A 14,878-nucleotide genomic window follows, 5' to 3' on the forward strand; every position below is an offset into this window, starting at 1 on the left:
TACGTTGACATTCAAAAAACTTAAGTTAGTTTTCATTATAATATTTATTAAAAAAAATAAGCTATTTATTGAGATTTAGTAGTGAGAGAATAGCTTACCTAAAGAAATGTCAACCATCATTTTTAATTAATGATGCGTTATAATAAAAGATAAACACATTTAATTTTTGATCAAAATAATACAAAAACAAAAAAGCCACTCGATTGAGTGGCTTTTCTTGTGATCCCAGAAGGATTCGAACCTTCGACCTACGCATTAGAAGTGCGTTGCTCTATCCAGCTGAGCTATGGAACCGAACTAAAATTTTTATAAAAAAAACTTTAAAAAAAAGTCGGGGTGGCAGGATTCGAACCTGCGGCCTCCTGCTCCCAAAGCAGGCGCGATAACCGGGCTACGCTACACCCCGAGGCAAAATTTAAGCGGAGAGACAGGGACTCGAACCCTGGCGACGGTTACCCGTCGACAGATTAGCAATCTGCTCCATTACCGCTCTGGCACCTCTCCTTGCTAGTGGAATTGCTTCCGTTTTGCGAGTGCAAATGTATAACAACATTCCTTTTCTCACAAGCTTTTTTCTGAGTTTTTTTAGTTTTTTTTCATCTTTTTTCAAAACCACTTCACAATCAAACAAATAGAATTAACAAAAAATTGACTCAAATTTAAAATCCGCCCTATTCAATACAAAATTTGAATATAATTAAATAAACAGTAAATTTGCTTATAACTATTATTAAACAGAAAATGAACAAAAGAGTTGTTATCGTTTCTGCCGTTAGAACACCTATCGGAAGTTTCATGGGCGGGTTATCTACTGTACCTGCACCAAAATTAGGCGCTGCCGCTATAAAAGGAGCCCTTTCAAAAATTAACCTTGACCCAAAATTAGTCGATGAAGTTTTCATGGGGAATGTAATTCAGGCTGGTGTTGGACAAGCTCCCGCAAGACAAGCAGCGCTTTTTGCTGGCCTATCTGAAGAAGTTGCTGCTACAACAGTAAACAAAGTTTGTGCTTCCGGAATGAAAGCGGTTATGTTCGCTGCGCAAGCAATTGCATGTGGTGATGCTGAAATCGTAGTAGCTGGCGGAATGGAAAGCATGAGTTTGATTCCTCATTATGTACAAATGCGTGCTGGAAACAAATTTGGCCCAGCAACAATGTTGGACGGAATGCAAAAAGATGGTTTGACAGATGCTTATGACAACAACGCAATGGGAGTTTGCGCTGACTTATGTGCAACTGAATACAAAATTAGCCGTGAAGAGCAAGACGCTTTCGCAATCCAATCTTATGAGAGAAGCTCAAAAGCTTGGGATGCTGGAAAATTCGATAACGAAGTTGTTCCTGTTGAAGTTCCGCAAAGACGTGGCGAGCCAATTATATTCTCTAAAGACGAAGAATACACTAATGTAAAATTAGATAAAATCCCATCTTTAGCTCCGGTTTTCACGAAAGACGGAACTGTAACTGCTGCCAACGCTTCAACAATTAATGACGGAGCTGCTGCTTTGGTTTTAATGTCTGAAGAAAAAGCAAATACATTAGGGTTAAAACCTTTAGCATACATAAAAGGCTATGCAGATGCAGCTCAGGAACCAAAATGGTTTACCACAAGCCCTGCAAAAGCATTACCAAAAGCATTAGACAAAGCTGGAATCTCAATTTCAGATGTTGATTTCTTTGAATTCAATGAAGCTTTCTCTGTAGTTGGTTTAGCCAATGCGAAAATCTTAAACCTAGATAACGATAAAGTAAACGTAAACGGTGGAGCTGTTTCCTTAGGACATCCTCTTGGAGCATCTGGAGCACGTATCATTGTAACTTTACTGAATGTTTTAGAACAAAACAATGCTAAGACCGGAGCTGCTGCAATTTGCAACGGTGGCGGAGGTGCATCAGCAATTGTTATCGAAAGAGCATAAACAATATCTCAAAAAATCAGGAGTTATATAAGGTAACTCCTGATTTTCAACTTATAAATTTCCTTACATGTTTGGAATTTGCAATTTAGCCATAGTACCCGTTCGAGCTGAAGCTAGTGACAGAAGTGAAATCGTAACACAGCTTTTATTTGGCGAACATATCGAAATTTTAGAACGCCATAATCAATGGGCTAAAATAAGAATTCAGTTTGACGACTACGAAGGCTGGGTCGATTCTAAACAATATCAGGAAATTACCAAAGAGCAATTTGATCTTTTGAGCAAAGAGTCAATTATTCTAAATGCTGATTTGATTGATTATATCACAGCTCCAAACAACCTATTGCTTCCAATTCCCCTTGGAGCTTCTTTATCTTTTCTAAACAACAGCGAAATCAATATTTCTAATTTTGATTTTGAAGGAACCAAAACCAGCGGTATAAAACCTAAAAGCGCACTAATTAAAACCGCTTTTATGTATCTGAATGCTCCGTATTTATGGGGAGGAAAAACACCTTTTGGTATTGATTGTTCAGGTTTCACCCAAATGGTTTACAAATTAAACGGTTATAAAATCCATCGTGATGCTTCACAACAAGCACTTGAAGGCGACCCTTTGAGTTTTATTGAAGAATGTGAACCAGGCGATTTAGCCTTCTTTGATAATGATGAAGGAAACATTACACACGTTGGAATCATTATGGAGAACAATTACATCATTCACGCAAGTGGAAAAGTCCGTATCGATCGTTTAGACCATACCGGAATTTACAATCCCGAATTAAAAAGACATACCCATAAACTTCGTGTAATCAAGAAAATTATCTAGTAAAAAATCCTTACAAAAAGAAACAATGGCAAAACTTGAATTATCCAAAAACGGCTTTCAGATCAACAATATAAACATCGAATTCCCAATTGATATAAAAGTTTTAAAACAGGCTTTAGGAAATTCTAGATATACTAAAAAAAAATACAATCACATTTATACTTGGGACGACCAGGGGATTATGGCTTTTTCTAAAGAAGGAGACAAAGTCGAAAGTATAGGACTTGAATTAGAGCTTCGTGAATACGATTTTTGTGCAAAAAGTATCTTTACTGGCGAATTCATTTTTGATGGTCAGGAATTATTTCAATACTACGAAAACAACAAAAAACAACTTGTAAAACTTTTTAAAGGAGACAGAAGCGGTGCTTTTATCCTAAACGGAATCAGCGTTTGGTTTGACAAAGAAGATGGTAAAATTACGAGTTTAAGCATTTCTCCACGCGAGGAAGAAGAGAAAAAAATTTCTGCTCCTGTTGATCCCGAATTCAAATTCTTTCAACCGCTTTGGAAAGAATGGATTTCTGAAATCAGTAAAATTGTTTCTGAAAACAATGATTATTACAATCTCGCAGATGGTATTTCTAAAGAAGATATCGAACAACATTCTGAATTAGAAGATGATATCAAAATACCACTTGCACTTATAAATTTCTACAAAGTTCAAAACGTAGATTACGATGCCGTTACATCAGTATTTCAGCTGGCAATAAACAATTGGAGCTACGAATTGATTCCGTTTCAAGACATTGCCGAAGAATGGATTTCCATACAAGATCTTCAATTTGACGAAGACGATTTACCAGAACAAGATGAAGTAGATTTCGAAAAAATCAAAACCAACAACTACGCCAATCCAAAATGGATTCCGTTTGCAACTGGAAGAAACGGAGATTATTTACTTTACGACACAGACCCAGCCTCAAAAGGAAAATTTGGACAGATTATCGAACTCCAAAATGAATCCTGGTCAAGAATCATAGTTGCTGATTCGTTAGAAGAATTAATTCAAAACGAAATCAACAATTTAAAAGCAGGCAGAACTGAGCATTTTAGTTTTATTATTGAAAAAGAAAATTAAGGTACGCGGATAAAACAGATTCGCTTTGCGAAAACACGGATTTACAAGGATTTTTTATTTTTTCTCTCGCAGATTTAGCAGATTTAAACAGATTAAAAAAATAAATCCGCATAATCTGCTAAATCTGCGAGAGAAAATTAATAAGCAAAAAAATTCGCGCTAATTAGTGTAATTCGTGGCAAACAAAAACTAAGCACTCAATCGAATCGTTTTTCTAAACTCAGACGGGCTATACCCTTTTTGCTTTCTGAAGAATTTATTAAAGTGGCTTTCATCCGTAAAACCAAATTCATACGCAATTTCATTAATACGCTTGTCGCTAAACTGTAAACGATGCTCAATCAGTTTCGTTTTATAATTACTGATATATTGTTGCATCGTTTCACTCGCATGCTTTTTAAAATAACGCCCTAAATACGTATTCGAAATCCCGAAATAATCACTTATGGATTCCGCTTTAATTTTTTCAGGGAAATAAATATTATTCTGAATGTATTGCAAAATATCCATAGCTTTAGCCTCTGTACCAATATTAACCTGCTCTGGAAGATATTTCGCAATATTACGAGCAACTATTATAATCAAAGTATTCACCAATTGCTGAATCAATTCCTGATTGTAAACATCTTTATCCTGATGCTCGCGACAGATTGCTTCAATCATCACTTTCACCAAACACTTATCAGGATCATTTTTTAGAATACAACCCGGCTGATGATTCGCATTTTGAAGAATATATTCCAATCGCTGCACATTCTCATTTTGCAAACTCGAATTTTTCAAATAAATATCATTAAACCTCAAAAAGAAAAACTTCGTTTCTGTTTCAATGGTAAAATTATGACAGTCCTCTGGCGTCAATAAAAACAAATGCCCTGGATCGTACTCAAAAATATTTTTATTAATACACTGTCTTCCTGTTCCTTCCAGAATATAAACCAGTTCAAAGAAATTATGGCGATCACCCACATCCGGATATTCGTTTAAAGTTTCAAAAGAAACCGTAAAAGGCTCGTATAAATTCTCTTTTTTCATAATCTGTTTTATTTGAAGTTGCAAATATACCTAAAAAAGACAAATATATACCAAATTAAAACCTTAAAAATGGTATAATTTTGCCTCATCAAATTAATCAAAATAAAATTACTATCATGGAATATAGAAAATTAGGCAATTCAGAACTAGAATTATCAGCTATAACATACGGTGCTTTTGCAATTGGCGGAACCATGTGGGGCGGAACTGAAAAGAAAGATTCAATAGAATCTGTTCAGGCGTCTATCGACCACGGCGTAACTACAATCGACACCGCTCCTTTTTACGGATTTGGTTTAAGCGAAGAAATGATCGGAGAAGCCATAAAACCTTACGATCGTTCAAAAGTGCAGTTGCTTACTAAATTCGGTTTAGTTTGGGACGGAAGCAACAACGGAAAAGGCGATTTCTTTTTTGATGCTGATGATAACGGAAAACAAGTGCCTATTTACAAATACTCATCAAAAGAAAACGTAATTAAAGAAATCGAAGAAAGCTTAAAACGCCTTAAAACCGATTATATCGATTTACTGCAAATTCATTGGCCAGACAGCACAACGCCAATTTCTGAAACCATGGAAGCCGTTGAAACCTTAATTCAACAAGGAAAAATCAAAGCTTTTGGTGTAAGTAATTACAATATTGAACAAATCAAAGAAGCGCAAAAAAAGGTTCAGATTGCATCAGATCAGGTTGCCTACAGCATGTTAAACAGAAGCATCGAAAAAGACTTACTTCCTTTTACCATCGCAGAAAATATCGGAATCATTGCTTACAGTCCGATGGAAAGAGGTTTATTGACAGGGAAATATTTCACCGACAGCAAATTAAAAGAAAACGATCACCGCAACGGCTACTTCGGAAAATTTGATTTACAAAAAGTAAAAACCCTAATCGAAGAATTAAGTTCACTGGCAAACGACAAACACATTTCTATCGCACAATTGGTATTACGTTGGACAACATTACAAAAAGGAATCGCAATTGTATTAGCCGGAGCAAGAAATGCAGAACAAGCCATTTCAAACGCCAAAACAATGGATTTCGATTTATCAGCTTCAGAACTTACATTTATTAATGAAGCGCTTTCTAAGCTAGAATAATTATTCTTCAAACACATAGAAATATAGCTATTCGTTGCGTACAAAGTCGTTTCACTTTTCTAAAAATCACATAGCTATGTGTTAGAAACTAGTTTCTTTCAATTCCCTTTTCAAGAAAGAAAAATCTATGTTTCTATGTGTTTAAAAAAAATCTCAAACAATTAAAATAATTTGGGTGTGCCCCTCCGGGTCGGGCTTTCGGCTATATCTTTTGTTCCATTTCATTCCACAAAAGGATACCGCCTCAATCCCTCACACATCCGTTTTCAAAAGAAGCACTTATATCTCAATTTAGGTAAACAAAAACTTTGCGACTCTGCGTCTTTGCGAGATTAAAAAAAAAAAAAAAATGCGCCTTTAAATTTCAATATAAAGACGTTAATAAAACCAATAGTAAAATGAAAAAGATATTCATAATTAACGGCGGACAGAAATTCGCACATTCAGGCGGAAAATTCAACAAAACAGTTCAGGACTGGACAACCGAATTTCTTTCCAAAAACAACGAATACGAAATCAAAACAACTCACGTAGAAGACAATATCGATCTTGACAAAGAAGTAGAAAAATTTGTTTGGGCAGATGTTATCATTTACCACACACCAGTTTGGTGGTTTCAGTTACCAAACCTTTTTAAAAAATACATCGACGATGTTTTCACCGCAGGCCATAACAAAGGAATTTACAAAAGCGACGGAAGAAGCCGTGTAAATCCAGACATCAATTACGGAACCGGCGGACTTCTGCACGGACGCAAATACATGCTGACCACAAGCTGGAATGCTCCTGCAACAGCTTTTACACTTCCAGGTGAGTTCTTCGATCAAAAATCAGTTGATGAAGGCGTAATGTTTGGTTTCCACAAAATGAACAAATTCACAGGAATGGAAAAACTAAATGGATTCCATTTTCATGATGTTGAGAAAGGCGCTACAATAGAAAATATCGTTATCTTTAAAGAGAATTACACCAAACACTTAGAGCAAACTTTTAAAAACTTATAATTATGATTTCGATTACCGCAATTTTAAAAAGTAAACCAGAGCATTTAATTGAAGTTAAAAATATGCTTACTCACCTAGTTACCGAAACTAGAAAAGAAGAGGCCTGCATTCGTTACGATTTACATACCTCCGAAAATGTTTTTATACTTTGGGAAGAATGGAAAGACCAGCCGGGATTAGATTTACACAACAGCCAGTCTTATCTGCAAGAATTCATCAAAAAAACAGAAGCACTGGTTTCAAGTCCGATACAAGTCTATAAAACAGAACAGATTTTATAACGTGATTTCAGACTCTCCTGCAAGGTTTCCAAAACCTTGTAGGCATAATTTAAACCTCTTCCAAAAAAAGACCTACAAGGTTTTGGAAACCTTGCAGGAAAAGCTAAATTGCTTAAAATTCAGAAACATATATTTTATGAGCAAATACCATCTTGCCGAAATTAATATTGCCAAAATGAAAGGAGTCGACATCAACGATCCGATCATGAAAGAATTTGTGGACAACTTAGACACCGTAAATAAACTAGCTGAAGAGAGCGAAGGTTTTGTCTGGAGACTAAAAGACGATACCGACAGTTACAATGCTACAAGTCTGAATCCGTACAATGATGAGCAAATCATTATCAATGTATCGGTTTGGGAAAGCATAGAAACACTGGAACATTATATGTACAAAACGTTTCACAGCGAATTCCTAAGACGCCGTAAAGAGTGGTTTCAAAAATTCGGAAAAGCCCATACCGCCATGTGGTGGATTCCAGCAGGCCAAATTCCAACCATGGAAGAAGCCGTTGAAAAATTAGACTACCTTCAAAAAAAAGGGCCTTCAGAACTAGTTTTTGATTTAAGAAACAAATATCCAATGCCAGTTGATGCATAGTTTTTTATAGCCACGAATTCACGAATTTATTTTTTTTAATCTATGCGCAAAGATTTTATATTAATTCGTGAATTCGTGGCTAACAAAACTTATTTAATTCCGCCAAAAGCTCCGAAACACATATTTTTATGTAAAATCTCGACTTTTGAGAAACCTACTTTTTTCATCAAATCCAATTGGTAATTCATAGATCTTGGCGAATCTTCCTTTTCGATATAATCCAAAACTTTCTGACGATACTCCGCTCCTCCTATTCCTTCCAAATACTCTCCGTAACGTTGCCACGTATATTCATTCAACAATTCTGTGTCTTGCGTGATTAAATCCGAAATCATTAAACAGCCTCCCGGTTTTAATAATCTAAATAACTTTGTAAAAGTAGTTTCCCAATCTTCATCATCACGCAAATGATGTAAAACCGCACCTGCCAAAATAATATCAAAACTGTTTTCTTTTAAATCTACTTCACGAATATCGCCTTGTTTGATCTTGACTTTTCCGTTTGTTTCTGCGGAAACCCTTTCAAAAGCTCTGTTTAACATTGGCAAACTCAAATCGACTAAAGTACAATTCAAATTTGGCACTTTAGATAACATTTTTAAAGTATAATTTCCAGCTCCACAGCCAACATCCAGTACATTTTTGGCATTCGGAACGATACGTTTTGAAGCTTCAGTAATTAATTCCAAAGAAATAGTCGCGTCTATTGTAGCCACTTGCCCCGTTTCTAAATTTGAAAATCGTTCAACATCATTGTCAAACCGTTCTTTGATTTCTTGAATAGTTGATTTTTTCATGGTCTTTTGTTTTTTTATCTCTCGCAGATCACGCAGATTTAGGGGATCTTTTTGCTATTATATGATCGGAATTTTTGTGATTAAGAATGATTTTAATAAAATTAATTAATAATCTGCCCTATCTGCTGAATCTGCGAGAGAATTATTTTTTTCAAAACTACCCCTTTCATAAATACTTTAAAAATACTATTTTTATCAATAAATAATACTTTAAAAGTATCATGGAATTACGTCATCTAAAATATTTTCTGGCTGTAGCCGAAGAATTGAACTTTACCAAAGCTTCAGAAAAACTCTTTATTTCACAGCCACCATTAAGCCGACAAATAGCAGAATTAGAAGAAGAACTTCAAGCAAAGCTTTTCATTAGAAATAATAAAAAAGTCGAACTCACAGAAGCAGGAAAATATTTTGAAAAAGAAATTAAAACTCTTTTCCAGAATTTGGAACTTATTTCTGCAAAGACAAAAAAGATAGCCGAAAATGTTTCTGGTGAATTCAGAATCGCTTATATCAGTTCGATATATTCTGCTGTGATTTCAGATTTAATCAAACATTTAAAAAAACAGTTTCCGTATGTCAATTTCAAATTATTTGAGATTTCAACTGCCAAACAAATCACTGCCTTAGAACAAGGAAAAATCGAAATGGGAATTATTCGTTCTCCTGTAAAATCTCCAAAAATCAAATCCGATTTATGGTTTAAAGATGGATTTTCATTGGTTTACAATAAAAAATCAGTTCAGATAAAATCGGAAAACGATATTTTTCAATTGAAAGACGAAACGTTTGTGTTTTTCAATAAAGATTATGCGCCACATTATCATGAAGTTTTATTAGAACTTTGCGCTTTTTATGGTTTTACGCCGAAGATTATTCACGAAGCCAATAACATCAACTCCATCGTACAATTAGTCAAAAATGGATTAGGAATTTCAATTGTTCCTTCGAATATTGCCAAAAACAATCATGATCCTGAAATTGGTTTTGTTGAATTGAAAAAGGTAAATCTAAAAACAGATGTTTCGATTATCACTTCGAGGGAAGATGATTCAGAGATTACGCAATCTGCTGTTGCTTTTTTATTGCCACAAAGGCGCTAAGGCTCAAAGTTTTTTTAATCTCGCAAAGTCGCAAATTTTATTAATTAAAAGTAAAAAAATAAGTTTCACGCAGATTCAGCAGATTTTAGCAGATTTTAAAAAAGAATCATTTGCAGAATCTGCCTAAAGCCTTTAAAATCTGCATGAAATAAAAAATCCTTTCCAATCCTTTTAATCTGTGGCAAAAAAAACCTTGCGTCTTAGCGCCTTCGTGGCCATAACAAAAATTCGTTACAATTTAGTACAGAAATCCACATTATAAAAAGAGAACTTTTAAATACCTTAGCAAATTCAAAATCTACAATAAAATTTCAATATAAAATGGCTGAGCAATCTTCAATTCAGTGTCCAAACTGCGGAACTCCTATCGATGTCAATGATGTTTTAAAACATCAATTGGAAGACAGCATCCGTAAAGAATTTCAACAAAAAGCGACTATTCAAAATAAAGAATTAGAGCTTAAAAATGAGCAATTGGACAAAGCTAAAGCCGAATTTGAAGCCAAAAAGAAACAAGAAAACGAGCTTTTTGCCGAGCGTTTGGAGCGTGAAAGAAAAATTGCCGAAAAGGAAATTTCTGAAAAACTAAAAACCAAACTCGAAGAAGAAAACAAAGACCGTTTGCTTTTAATGGAAAAAGAACTCTCTGAAAAATCGGAAAAAATCAGGGAATTAAATAAAATGGAAGGTGAAATCGCAAAATTACAGCGCGAAAAACTGGAAATGAAAGATGCTATTCAGGCCGAAGCCGAAAAGCAATTGAACACGCAATTGGCCTTGGAACGCGAAAAAATCAGAAAACAGGAAGACGATAAAAACGAGTTAAAATTTAAAGAACTTCAAAAGCAATTAGAAGAGCAGAAAAAATTAACCGAAGAAATGAAACGCAAGCAGGAACAAGGTTCTATGCAATTGCAAGGCGAAGTAATGGAATTAGCGATTGAAGAATGGCTAGCCAACAACTTTCCTCTCGATAGTATCGACGAAGTTAAAAAAGGCGCAAACGGCGCCGACTGTCTTCAGATTGTCAATACTCGCGAACATCAAAACTGCGGTTCTATTTATTATGAAAGTAAAAGAACCAAAGCTTTCCAGCCTTCCTGGATTGAGAAATTCAAAAACGATATCAGAACCAAAAGAGCCAATATCGGAGTTTTAGTAACCGAAGTAATGCCAAACGGAATGGAAAGAATGGGCATGCGCGACGGAATCTGGATTTGTACCTATGAAGAATTTAAAGGTTTAAGCGCCGTTTTGCGTCAATCCTTAATTCAGATCAATCAAGCCGTTCAGGCGCAGGAAAACAAAGGCGATAAAATGTCGATGTTGTATGATTTCTTAACCAGCAACGAATTCCGTTTGCAGATTGAAGGAATTGTAGAAGGTTTTACGCAAATGCAAAGTGACTTAGATTCTGAAAAAAGAGCGATGCAGAGAATCTGGAAACAACGCGAAAAACAAATCGAAAAAGTGGTTCATAATACTTTAGGAATGTACGGTTCGATTCGTGGTATTGCTGGAAATGCAGTTCAGAGTGTAAAGGCTCTGGAATTGGATTTTATTGAAGGAGATGACGAAGAGGAAGAAACTAAGGAATTGTTAGAATAAATCCTTTACTCGAGATTTAAGCGTTAAGTTTGTCATTCATTTCGATGGAGGAGAGATCATACGTAGGATTCGACAAAGATAGACGGTTTAGATTGTGGAGTTTCTTGCGTGATCCTTTGTTTCTCAGGATAACAAAAAATGCTGAAAAAATTTTGTAATAACTCAAATTTTCTTTTGAAACCGATTGCCCGCGAGAGGGATAGGATCAATCCGCCGCGGCGGAGCGGATAGCCCGACAGTATTAGGGAAAGTGGGCGTATATAGACAAAGTTAAATTGCCCACTTTTTCTAATACTGGCTCGCCCAAATTAATTAGATAATTAGAGAATGTGGCAATTAGATAATTTTTTGAAATTCTGTATGTATTATCAAATTTTCTAATTGACACATTCTCTAATTTTCTCATTTAAGAATGGGAATGTTGAACGTAATTCTCGTTCCTTCGCCGGGAATGGAGTTGATGAAAACGCGTCCGTTGATGTATTGGATGCGTTCTTTCATGAATAGAAGTCCCATTCCGGACTCGCTGTTGCGTTTTTTGTGGACGGAATTGATGTCGAAACCTTTTCCGTTGTCGTCGATGATGATGCTTAAAAGTGTTTCGCTGTGGGATAGCTGGACGATTATATGCGACGATTCGGCGTATTTTATGGCATTGTTGATGGCTTCTTGCGTGAGACGATAAATGTTGATCTCGATTAGGGAATCCAGACGTCGGTCGAAATCGGTTTTGTTGTAGAAAAGGATTTCTTTTCCGGTTAGTTTTGAGAGTTCCTGCGTGAGTTTTGCCAATGAAGAAACGATTCCGTGATCGCTTAATTCGGGTGGCATTAAGTTGAAAGTTGCGGTACGGACACCTTTTATAATGTCTAGCGAAAGTTTCTTTAAATACTCAATTTTTTGTTCTGATTTTTCTCGGTCATCTAAATTAATGCTTTCTAAACTGAATTTTAAACCCGTAAGCATTTGGCCGATTCCGTCATGAATTTCTTTGGCGATTCGGTTTTGTTCGTTTTCTTGATTTTCAACGATTTTGCTTGAAATAATCTTTTGTTGATTGATTTTTTCGGTTGTGTTTTCGAGGTTTAAGCGTTCGACTTCGCGCTGTGCTTTTTTGCGTTCGGTGATGTTGAAGCAGACGATTAGAAGTTCTAATTCGTCTTTTTTGATCATGACCGGAACCATTGATAAATCAAGCCAAATAGTTTCGTTTTCTTTGTTTAAAATACTGATTTCGCCTTGCCAGCCACTTCTTTGTTTTTCGAAAATTAGGCGGTCGAAATTGGTTTGTTCTTTTTCGTCGACGGTTAAAACTTCGGAGAATTTTTTGTTGGATGAAAACTTGGTATAATTCAGCAGTTTGGCAAATTTTTCTCCAATATGAATTATAGAACCGTCAGGCGCAATTCGGCAATACAATAAAGTATTTTCCATTGCATAATTGAGCGATTTTAATTCTTTAACCGAATTTTCTTTGATTTCGCTTAGAATTTCTGTGTCGTATGCGAGCTTTAGAGCTTTCTTTTCTGAAGATAAAAGTCTTGTAATTAATCGCTCGATTTTTTTGTTTGTAGGTTTGAAAATGAAGAAGAATTCTAAAACCAGAATCAAAAGTGTGAACCCGAAAATCCAATATTCTATTCGGCGTTGTTCGGTTACTTTTTCGTGTGCTTCGAGATCGTATTGCGTTACAATTTGATTCATTTTAGAAAGGAAAATGCCTTCGTTTTCTAAAATAATGTTTACGAATTTTTGGTTTTCGGCAGTTGTTTTTTTCTGCTTTACATTCAGTAAAAAGGAATCGGTTGTTTGTGCAATTTTGTTGAAAATCGGATTGATTTCAAGATATAATTTAGAAAGTGTTTCTGATTTTTCTTTTGGAAAAGCCAGGCTGTCACTTCCGTTTTCGAGCGCATTTTGGTTTTTCTTCCAAAGTGCTAAAACTTCATTTAAATGCGAAATTTGTTTGGCAGAAGCGGTATCAGAAACGTAATGCAGAATCAGAACTTCTTTGACGATTTTCTGGCTCAGCATTCGTTGTTTTCCCGAAAAATTAATGATTTTAGAGTCGCTTAACTGCTGATTCAGATTGTATTGCACTAAAATCTGACTCACAATTATGGTTAAGGCAATAGTAAGAAGCGCAAAAAAATACAGACGGCGTAAATTTTTGAACGTAATTTTGTCTTCTTCCTGATTGCTTTTCTTCATATGAATTATAGTCCTAAAGAAGCTTTTATAAGATTCAGATTTTCTTCAGAATAGTTGATTTTTAAGGCCTCCTGATGCCCTTTGTCCGACATTTTGTCCCAGGTTTTTTTGATGATGTTTTTTAGTTTTTCTTCGTCGTGTTTGTGAACGAAAGGTTCTAAATAATATTCTAAAAATACGAGACAAATTATGTCTTCTAATAATTGGGTTTCGTGATCTTTTTTAAGTAATTTTTTCTCTATTAAAAAAGAAACGCGATCAATAAAAGTTTGATCGTAACCTGCTTTTTCTAGTATTTCGGCAGTAGTTTTTGCGTGGAATTTTTTCAGTTCTTCTCGCCATTTCAAATAACCAACACGATCCATTGGATACGATTCGCGGGCAACTTTCCATCTGCAGATGTGTTGTGCTTTTGATGCGATTTGGATTTCTTCGGACGCATTGGGTTCAAACTGCATCAGTCTTTCGTACATCCTGTTGGAATACAATAATTCTTTTGGATATTCTTTGTTTTGGTCGGTTTCGATGTTTGGGTCTTGTGCGTTTTCAGCATCAATCCATTCGCTTGCTTTTTGAAAAGGTGTAGTCATTTTTTGGCTTGATAATAGAATTTCAAAGATACGGAATTAAGTTTTTTTTTCGCCACGAATTCACGAATGAAAACGAATTATATTAGTGAAATTAATGACACAAATTGAACACAATGATTCGTGAATTCGTGGCGGAAGAAAATATTCATTTAATCTACAAATCCAACGAAAACTTCATTTTCAACAATCTTAATTGGATAAGTTGCAATGCTATATTCTTCGCCGTTTAGGTTTGAACCATCAACTAATGAAAATGTTTTTTTATGCATTGGGCAGGCGATTTTTGGGATATCGTCGGCAGAACCTGTCATTCCTCTTGAAAGCACCATTTCCATTTTGTGCGGACAGGCGTTTTGGCAGGCGTACCATTCGTTGCGACGGGTGAAATTGAAAATGGCGATTTGTTTGTTTTTGTATTTGATGCATCCGCCTCGGTTGGTTGGAAAATCTTCTACTTTACCTGCTTTGAACCAAATTGTAGCATCACTCGCATGAACTGTTTCGTATTGATTTAAGATTTCTTCCATTTTGATTGAGTTTTGATTTCCTGTTTCTTAGCCCTCTTTTTACAATCATGAGAGTTATGATGGCGCAGTAAAAAAGAGGGTAAGAAGGACAGCAAACGTTTAATGATTTTTTTTCTTTTTTTGGAGCTTTATTGTGGTTTGCCACAAAGGCGCAAAGGCGCTAAGTTTTTTTTAAAGTTTTTTTATTT

14 protein-coding genes and 3 tRNA genes are annotated in these 14,878 nt (G+C 35.4%); 9 read left to right on the forward strand and 8 right to left on the reverse strand.

The annotated features are described in order from the left end of the window. Nucleotides 1-220: 220 nt before the first annotated feature. The 3 genes from P2W65_RS22970 to P2W65_RS22980 form a co-directional block, all read right to left on the reverse strand. A tRNA-Arg gene (locus tag P2W65_RS22970) sits at nucleotides 221-294 on the reverse strand. A gap of 37 nt (nucleotides 295-331) precedes the next feature. Further along, nucleotides 332-406, reverse strand: a tRNA-Pro gene (locus P2W65_RS22975). Between the two features lie 14 nt (nucleotides 407-420). Beyond that, nucleotides 421-504 (reverse strand) — tRNA-Ser (locus tag P2W65_RS22980). A gap of 237 nt (nucleotides 505-741) precedes the next feature. On the opposite strand from P2W65_RS22980, the gene P2W65_RS22985 reads away from it, so the two are divergent. The 3 genes from P2W65_RS22985 (at nucleotide 742) to P2W65_RS22995 (ending at nucleotide 3,830) form a co-directional block, all read left to right on the forward strand. Then, nucleotides 742-1,920, forward strand: a complete 1,179-nt coding sequence (locus P2W65_RS22985; RefSeq protein ID WP_289661678.1) for an acetyl-CoA C-acyltransferase — start codon at nucleotides 742-744, stop codon at nucleotides 1,918-1,920. Between the two features lie 67 nt (nucleotides 1,921-1,987). Then, complete coding sequence (locus P2W65_RS22990) at nucleotides 1,988-2,749, forward strand: C40 family peptidase (protein ID WP_289661680.1); 762 nt, start codon at nucleotides 1,988-1,990, stop codon at nucleotides 2,747-2,749. Nucleotides 2,750-2,774: 25 nt separating this feature from the next. Next, a complete protein-coding gene (locus P2W65_RS22995; protein ID WP_289661683.1) occupies nucleotides 2,775-3,830 on the forward strand; it encodes an SMI1/KNR4 family protein in 1,056 nt (351 codons plus the stop codon). 189 nt (nucleotides 3,831-4,019) lie between these two features. Here the strand turns inward: P2W65_RS22995 and P2W65_RS23000 are convergent, their stop codons facing one another. Further along, nucleotides 4,020-4,865 (reverse strand): AraC family transcriptional regulator, encoded by an 846-nt coding sequence (locus P2W65_RS23000; RefSeq protein ID WP_109194259.1) that lies wholly within the window; start codon nucleotides 4,863-4,865, stop codon nucleotides 4,020-4,022. A 116-nt stretch (nucleotides 4,866-4,981) separates the two neighbouring features. Here P2W65_RS23000 and P2W65_RS23005 point away from each other — a divergent pair, with 116 nt between their 5' ends. The 4 genes from P2W65_RS23005 (at nucleotide 4,982) to P2W65_RS23020 (ending at nucleotide 7,854) form a co-directional block, all read left to right on the forward strand. Beyond that, nucleotides 4,982-5,968 (forward strand): aldo/keto reductase, encoded by a 987-nt coding sequence (locus P2W65_RS23005; RefSeq protein WP_289661687.1) that lies wholly within the window; start codon nucleotides 4,982-4,984, stop codon nucleotides 5,966-5,968. A 398-nt stretch (nucleotides 5,969-6,366) separates the two neighbouring features. After that, nucleotides 6,367-6,972, forward strand: coding sequence for an NAD(P)H-dependent oxidoreductase (locus P2W65_RS23010; RefSeq protein ID WP_289661689.1), 606 nt, complete (start codon nucleotides 6,367-6,369; stop codon nucleotides 6,970-6,972). A 2-nt stretch (nucleotides 6,973-6,974) separates the two neighbouring features. Next, nucleotides 6,975-7,253, forward strand: a complete 279-nt coding sequence (locus P2W65_RS23015) for a putative quinol monooxygenase (RefSeq protein WP_289661691.1) — start codon at nucleotides 6,975-6,977, stop codon at nucleotides 7,251-7,253. A gap of 136 nt (nucleotides 7,254-7,389) precedes the next feature. After that, complete coding sequence (locus P2W65_RS23020) at nucleotides 7,390-7,854, forward strand: DUF3291 domain-containing protein (RefSeq protein ID WP_289661693.1); 465 nt, start codon at nucleotides 7,390-7,392, stop codon at nucleotides 7,852-7,854. A gap of 89 nt (nucleotides 7,855-7,943) precedes the next feature. On the opposite strand, the gene P2W65_RS23025 is transcribed toward P2W65_RS23020, so the two are convergent. Beyond that, entirely contained in the window at nucleotides 7,944-8,651 is a 708-nt protein-coding gene (locus tag P2W65_RS23025) for a class I SAM-dependent methyltransferase (protein ID WP_289661695.1), read from the reverse strand. A 221-nt stretch (nucleotides 8,652-8,872) separates the two neighbouring features. On the opposite strand from P2W65_RS23025, the gene P2W65_RS23030 reads away from it, so the two are divergent. Both P2W65_RS23030 and P2W65_RS23035 read left to right on the forward strand, forming a co-directional pair. Further along, the gene (locus P2W65_RS23030) at nucleotides 8,873-9,754 is read left to right on the forward strand and encodes a LysR family transcriptional regulator (RefSeq protein ID WP_289661698.1); all 882 of its coding nucleotides are present in this window, start codon (nucleotides 8,873-8,875) and stop codon (nucleotides 9,752-9,754) included. Between the two features lie 321 nt (nucleotides 9,755-10,075). After that, the gene (locus P2W65_RS23035) at nucleotides 10,076-11,362 is read left to right on the forward strand and encodes a DUF2130 domain-containing protein (protein WP_289661700.1); all 1,287 of its coding nucleotides are present in this window, start codon (nucleotides 10,076-10,078) and stop codon (nucleotides 11,360-11,362) included. A gap of 402 nt (nucleotides 11,363-11,764) precedes the next feature. Here the strand turns inward: P2W65_RS23035 and P2W65_RS23040 are convergent, their stop codons facing one another. From P2W65_RS23040 to nirD, 3 genes are all read right to left on the reverse strand, one after another. Further along, entirely contained in the window at nucleotides 11,765-13,573 is a 1,809-nt protein-coding gene (locus P2W65_RS23040; protein ID WP_289661702.1) for a sensor histidine kinase, read from the reverse strand. 5 nt (nucleotides 13,574-13,578) lie between these two features. Beyond that, entirely contained in the window at nucleotides 13,579-14,163 is a 585-nt protein-coding gene (locus P2W65_RS23045; protein WP_289661705.1) for a DUF4202 domain-containing protein, read from the reverse strand. 149 nt (nucleotides 14,164-14,312) lie between these two features. Continuing rightward, nucleotides 14,313-14,690 (reverse strand): nitrite reductase small subunit NirD, encoded by a 378-nt coding sequence (gene nirD / locus P2W65_RS23050; RefSeq protein WP_109194268.1) that lies wholly within the window; start codon nucleotides 14,688-14,690, stop codon nucleotides 14,313-14,315. Nucleotides 14,691-14,878 lie beyond the last annotated feature (188 nt).

The sequence above is a fragment of the Flavobacterium panacagri genome (assembly GCF_030378165.1).
In the GTDB taxonomy this organism is placed as follows: Bacteria; Bacteroidota; Bacteroidia; order Flavobacteriales; family Flavobacteriaceae; genus Flavobacterium; species Flavobacterium panacagri.

Bases quoted from the DNA above. Each gene is read 5' to 3' on its own strand.
- P2W65_RS23015 (WP_289661691.1), top strand. From the start codon at position 6,975: ATGATTTCGATTACCGCAATTTTAAAAAGTAAACCAGAGCATTTAATT.
- P2W65_RS23020 (WP_289661693.1), top strand. From the start codon at position 7,390: ATGAGCAAATACCATCTTGCCGAAATTAATATTGCCAAAATGAAAGGA.
- P2W65_RS23040 (WP_289661702.1), bottom strand. From the start codon at position 13,573: ATGAAGAAAAGCAATCAGGAAGAAGACAAAATTACGTTCAAAAATTTA.
- P2W65_RS22985 (WP_289661678.1), top strand. From the start codon at position 742: ATGAACAAAAGAGTTGTTATCGTTTCTGCCGTTAGAACACCTATCGGA.
- nirD (WP_109194268.1), bottom strand. From the start codon at position 14,690: ATGGAAGAAATCTTAAATCAATACGAAACAGTTCATGCGAGTGATGCT.
- P2W65_RS23045 (WP_289661705.1), bottom strand. From the start codon at position 14,163: ATGACTACACCTTTTCAAAAAGCAAGCGAATGGATTGATGCTGAAAAC.
- P2W65_RS23010 (WP_289661689.1), top strand. From the start codon at position 6,367: ATGAAAAAGATATTCATAATTAACGGCGGACAGAAATTCGCACATTCA.
- P2W65_RS23035 (WP_289661700.1), top strand. From the start codon at position 10,076: ATGGCTGAGCAATCTTCAATTCAGTGTCCAAACTGCGGAACTCCTATC.
- P2W65_RS22995 (WP_289661683.1), top strand. From the start codon at position 2,775: ATGGCAAAACTTGAATTATCCAAAAACGGCTTTCAGATCAACAATATA.
- P2W65_RS23025 (WP_289661695.1), bottom strand. From the start codon at position 8,651: ATGAAAAAATCAACTATTCAAGAAATCAAAGAACGGTTTGACAATGAT.
- P2W65_RS23030 (WP_289661698.1), top strand. From the start codon at position 8,873: ATGGAATTACGTCATCTAAAATATTTTCTGGCTGTAGCCGAAGAATTG.
- P2W65_RS22990 (WP_289661680.1), top strand. From the start codon at position 1,988: ATGTTTGGAATTTGCAATTTAGCCATAGTACCCGTTCGAGCTGAAGCT.
- P2W65_RS23005 (WP_289661687.1), top strand. From the start codon at position 4,982: ATGGAATATAGAAAATTAGGCAATTCAGAACTAGAATTATCAGCTATA.
- P2W65_RS23000 (WP_109194259.1), bottom strand. From the start codon at position 4,865: ATGAAAAAAGAGAATTTATACGAGCCTTTTACGGTTTCTTTTGAAACT.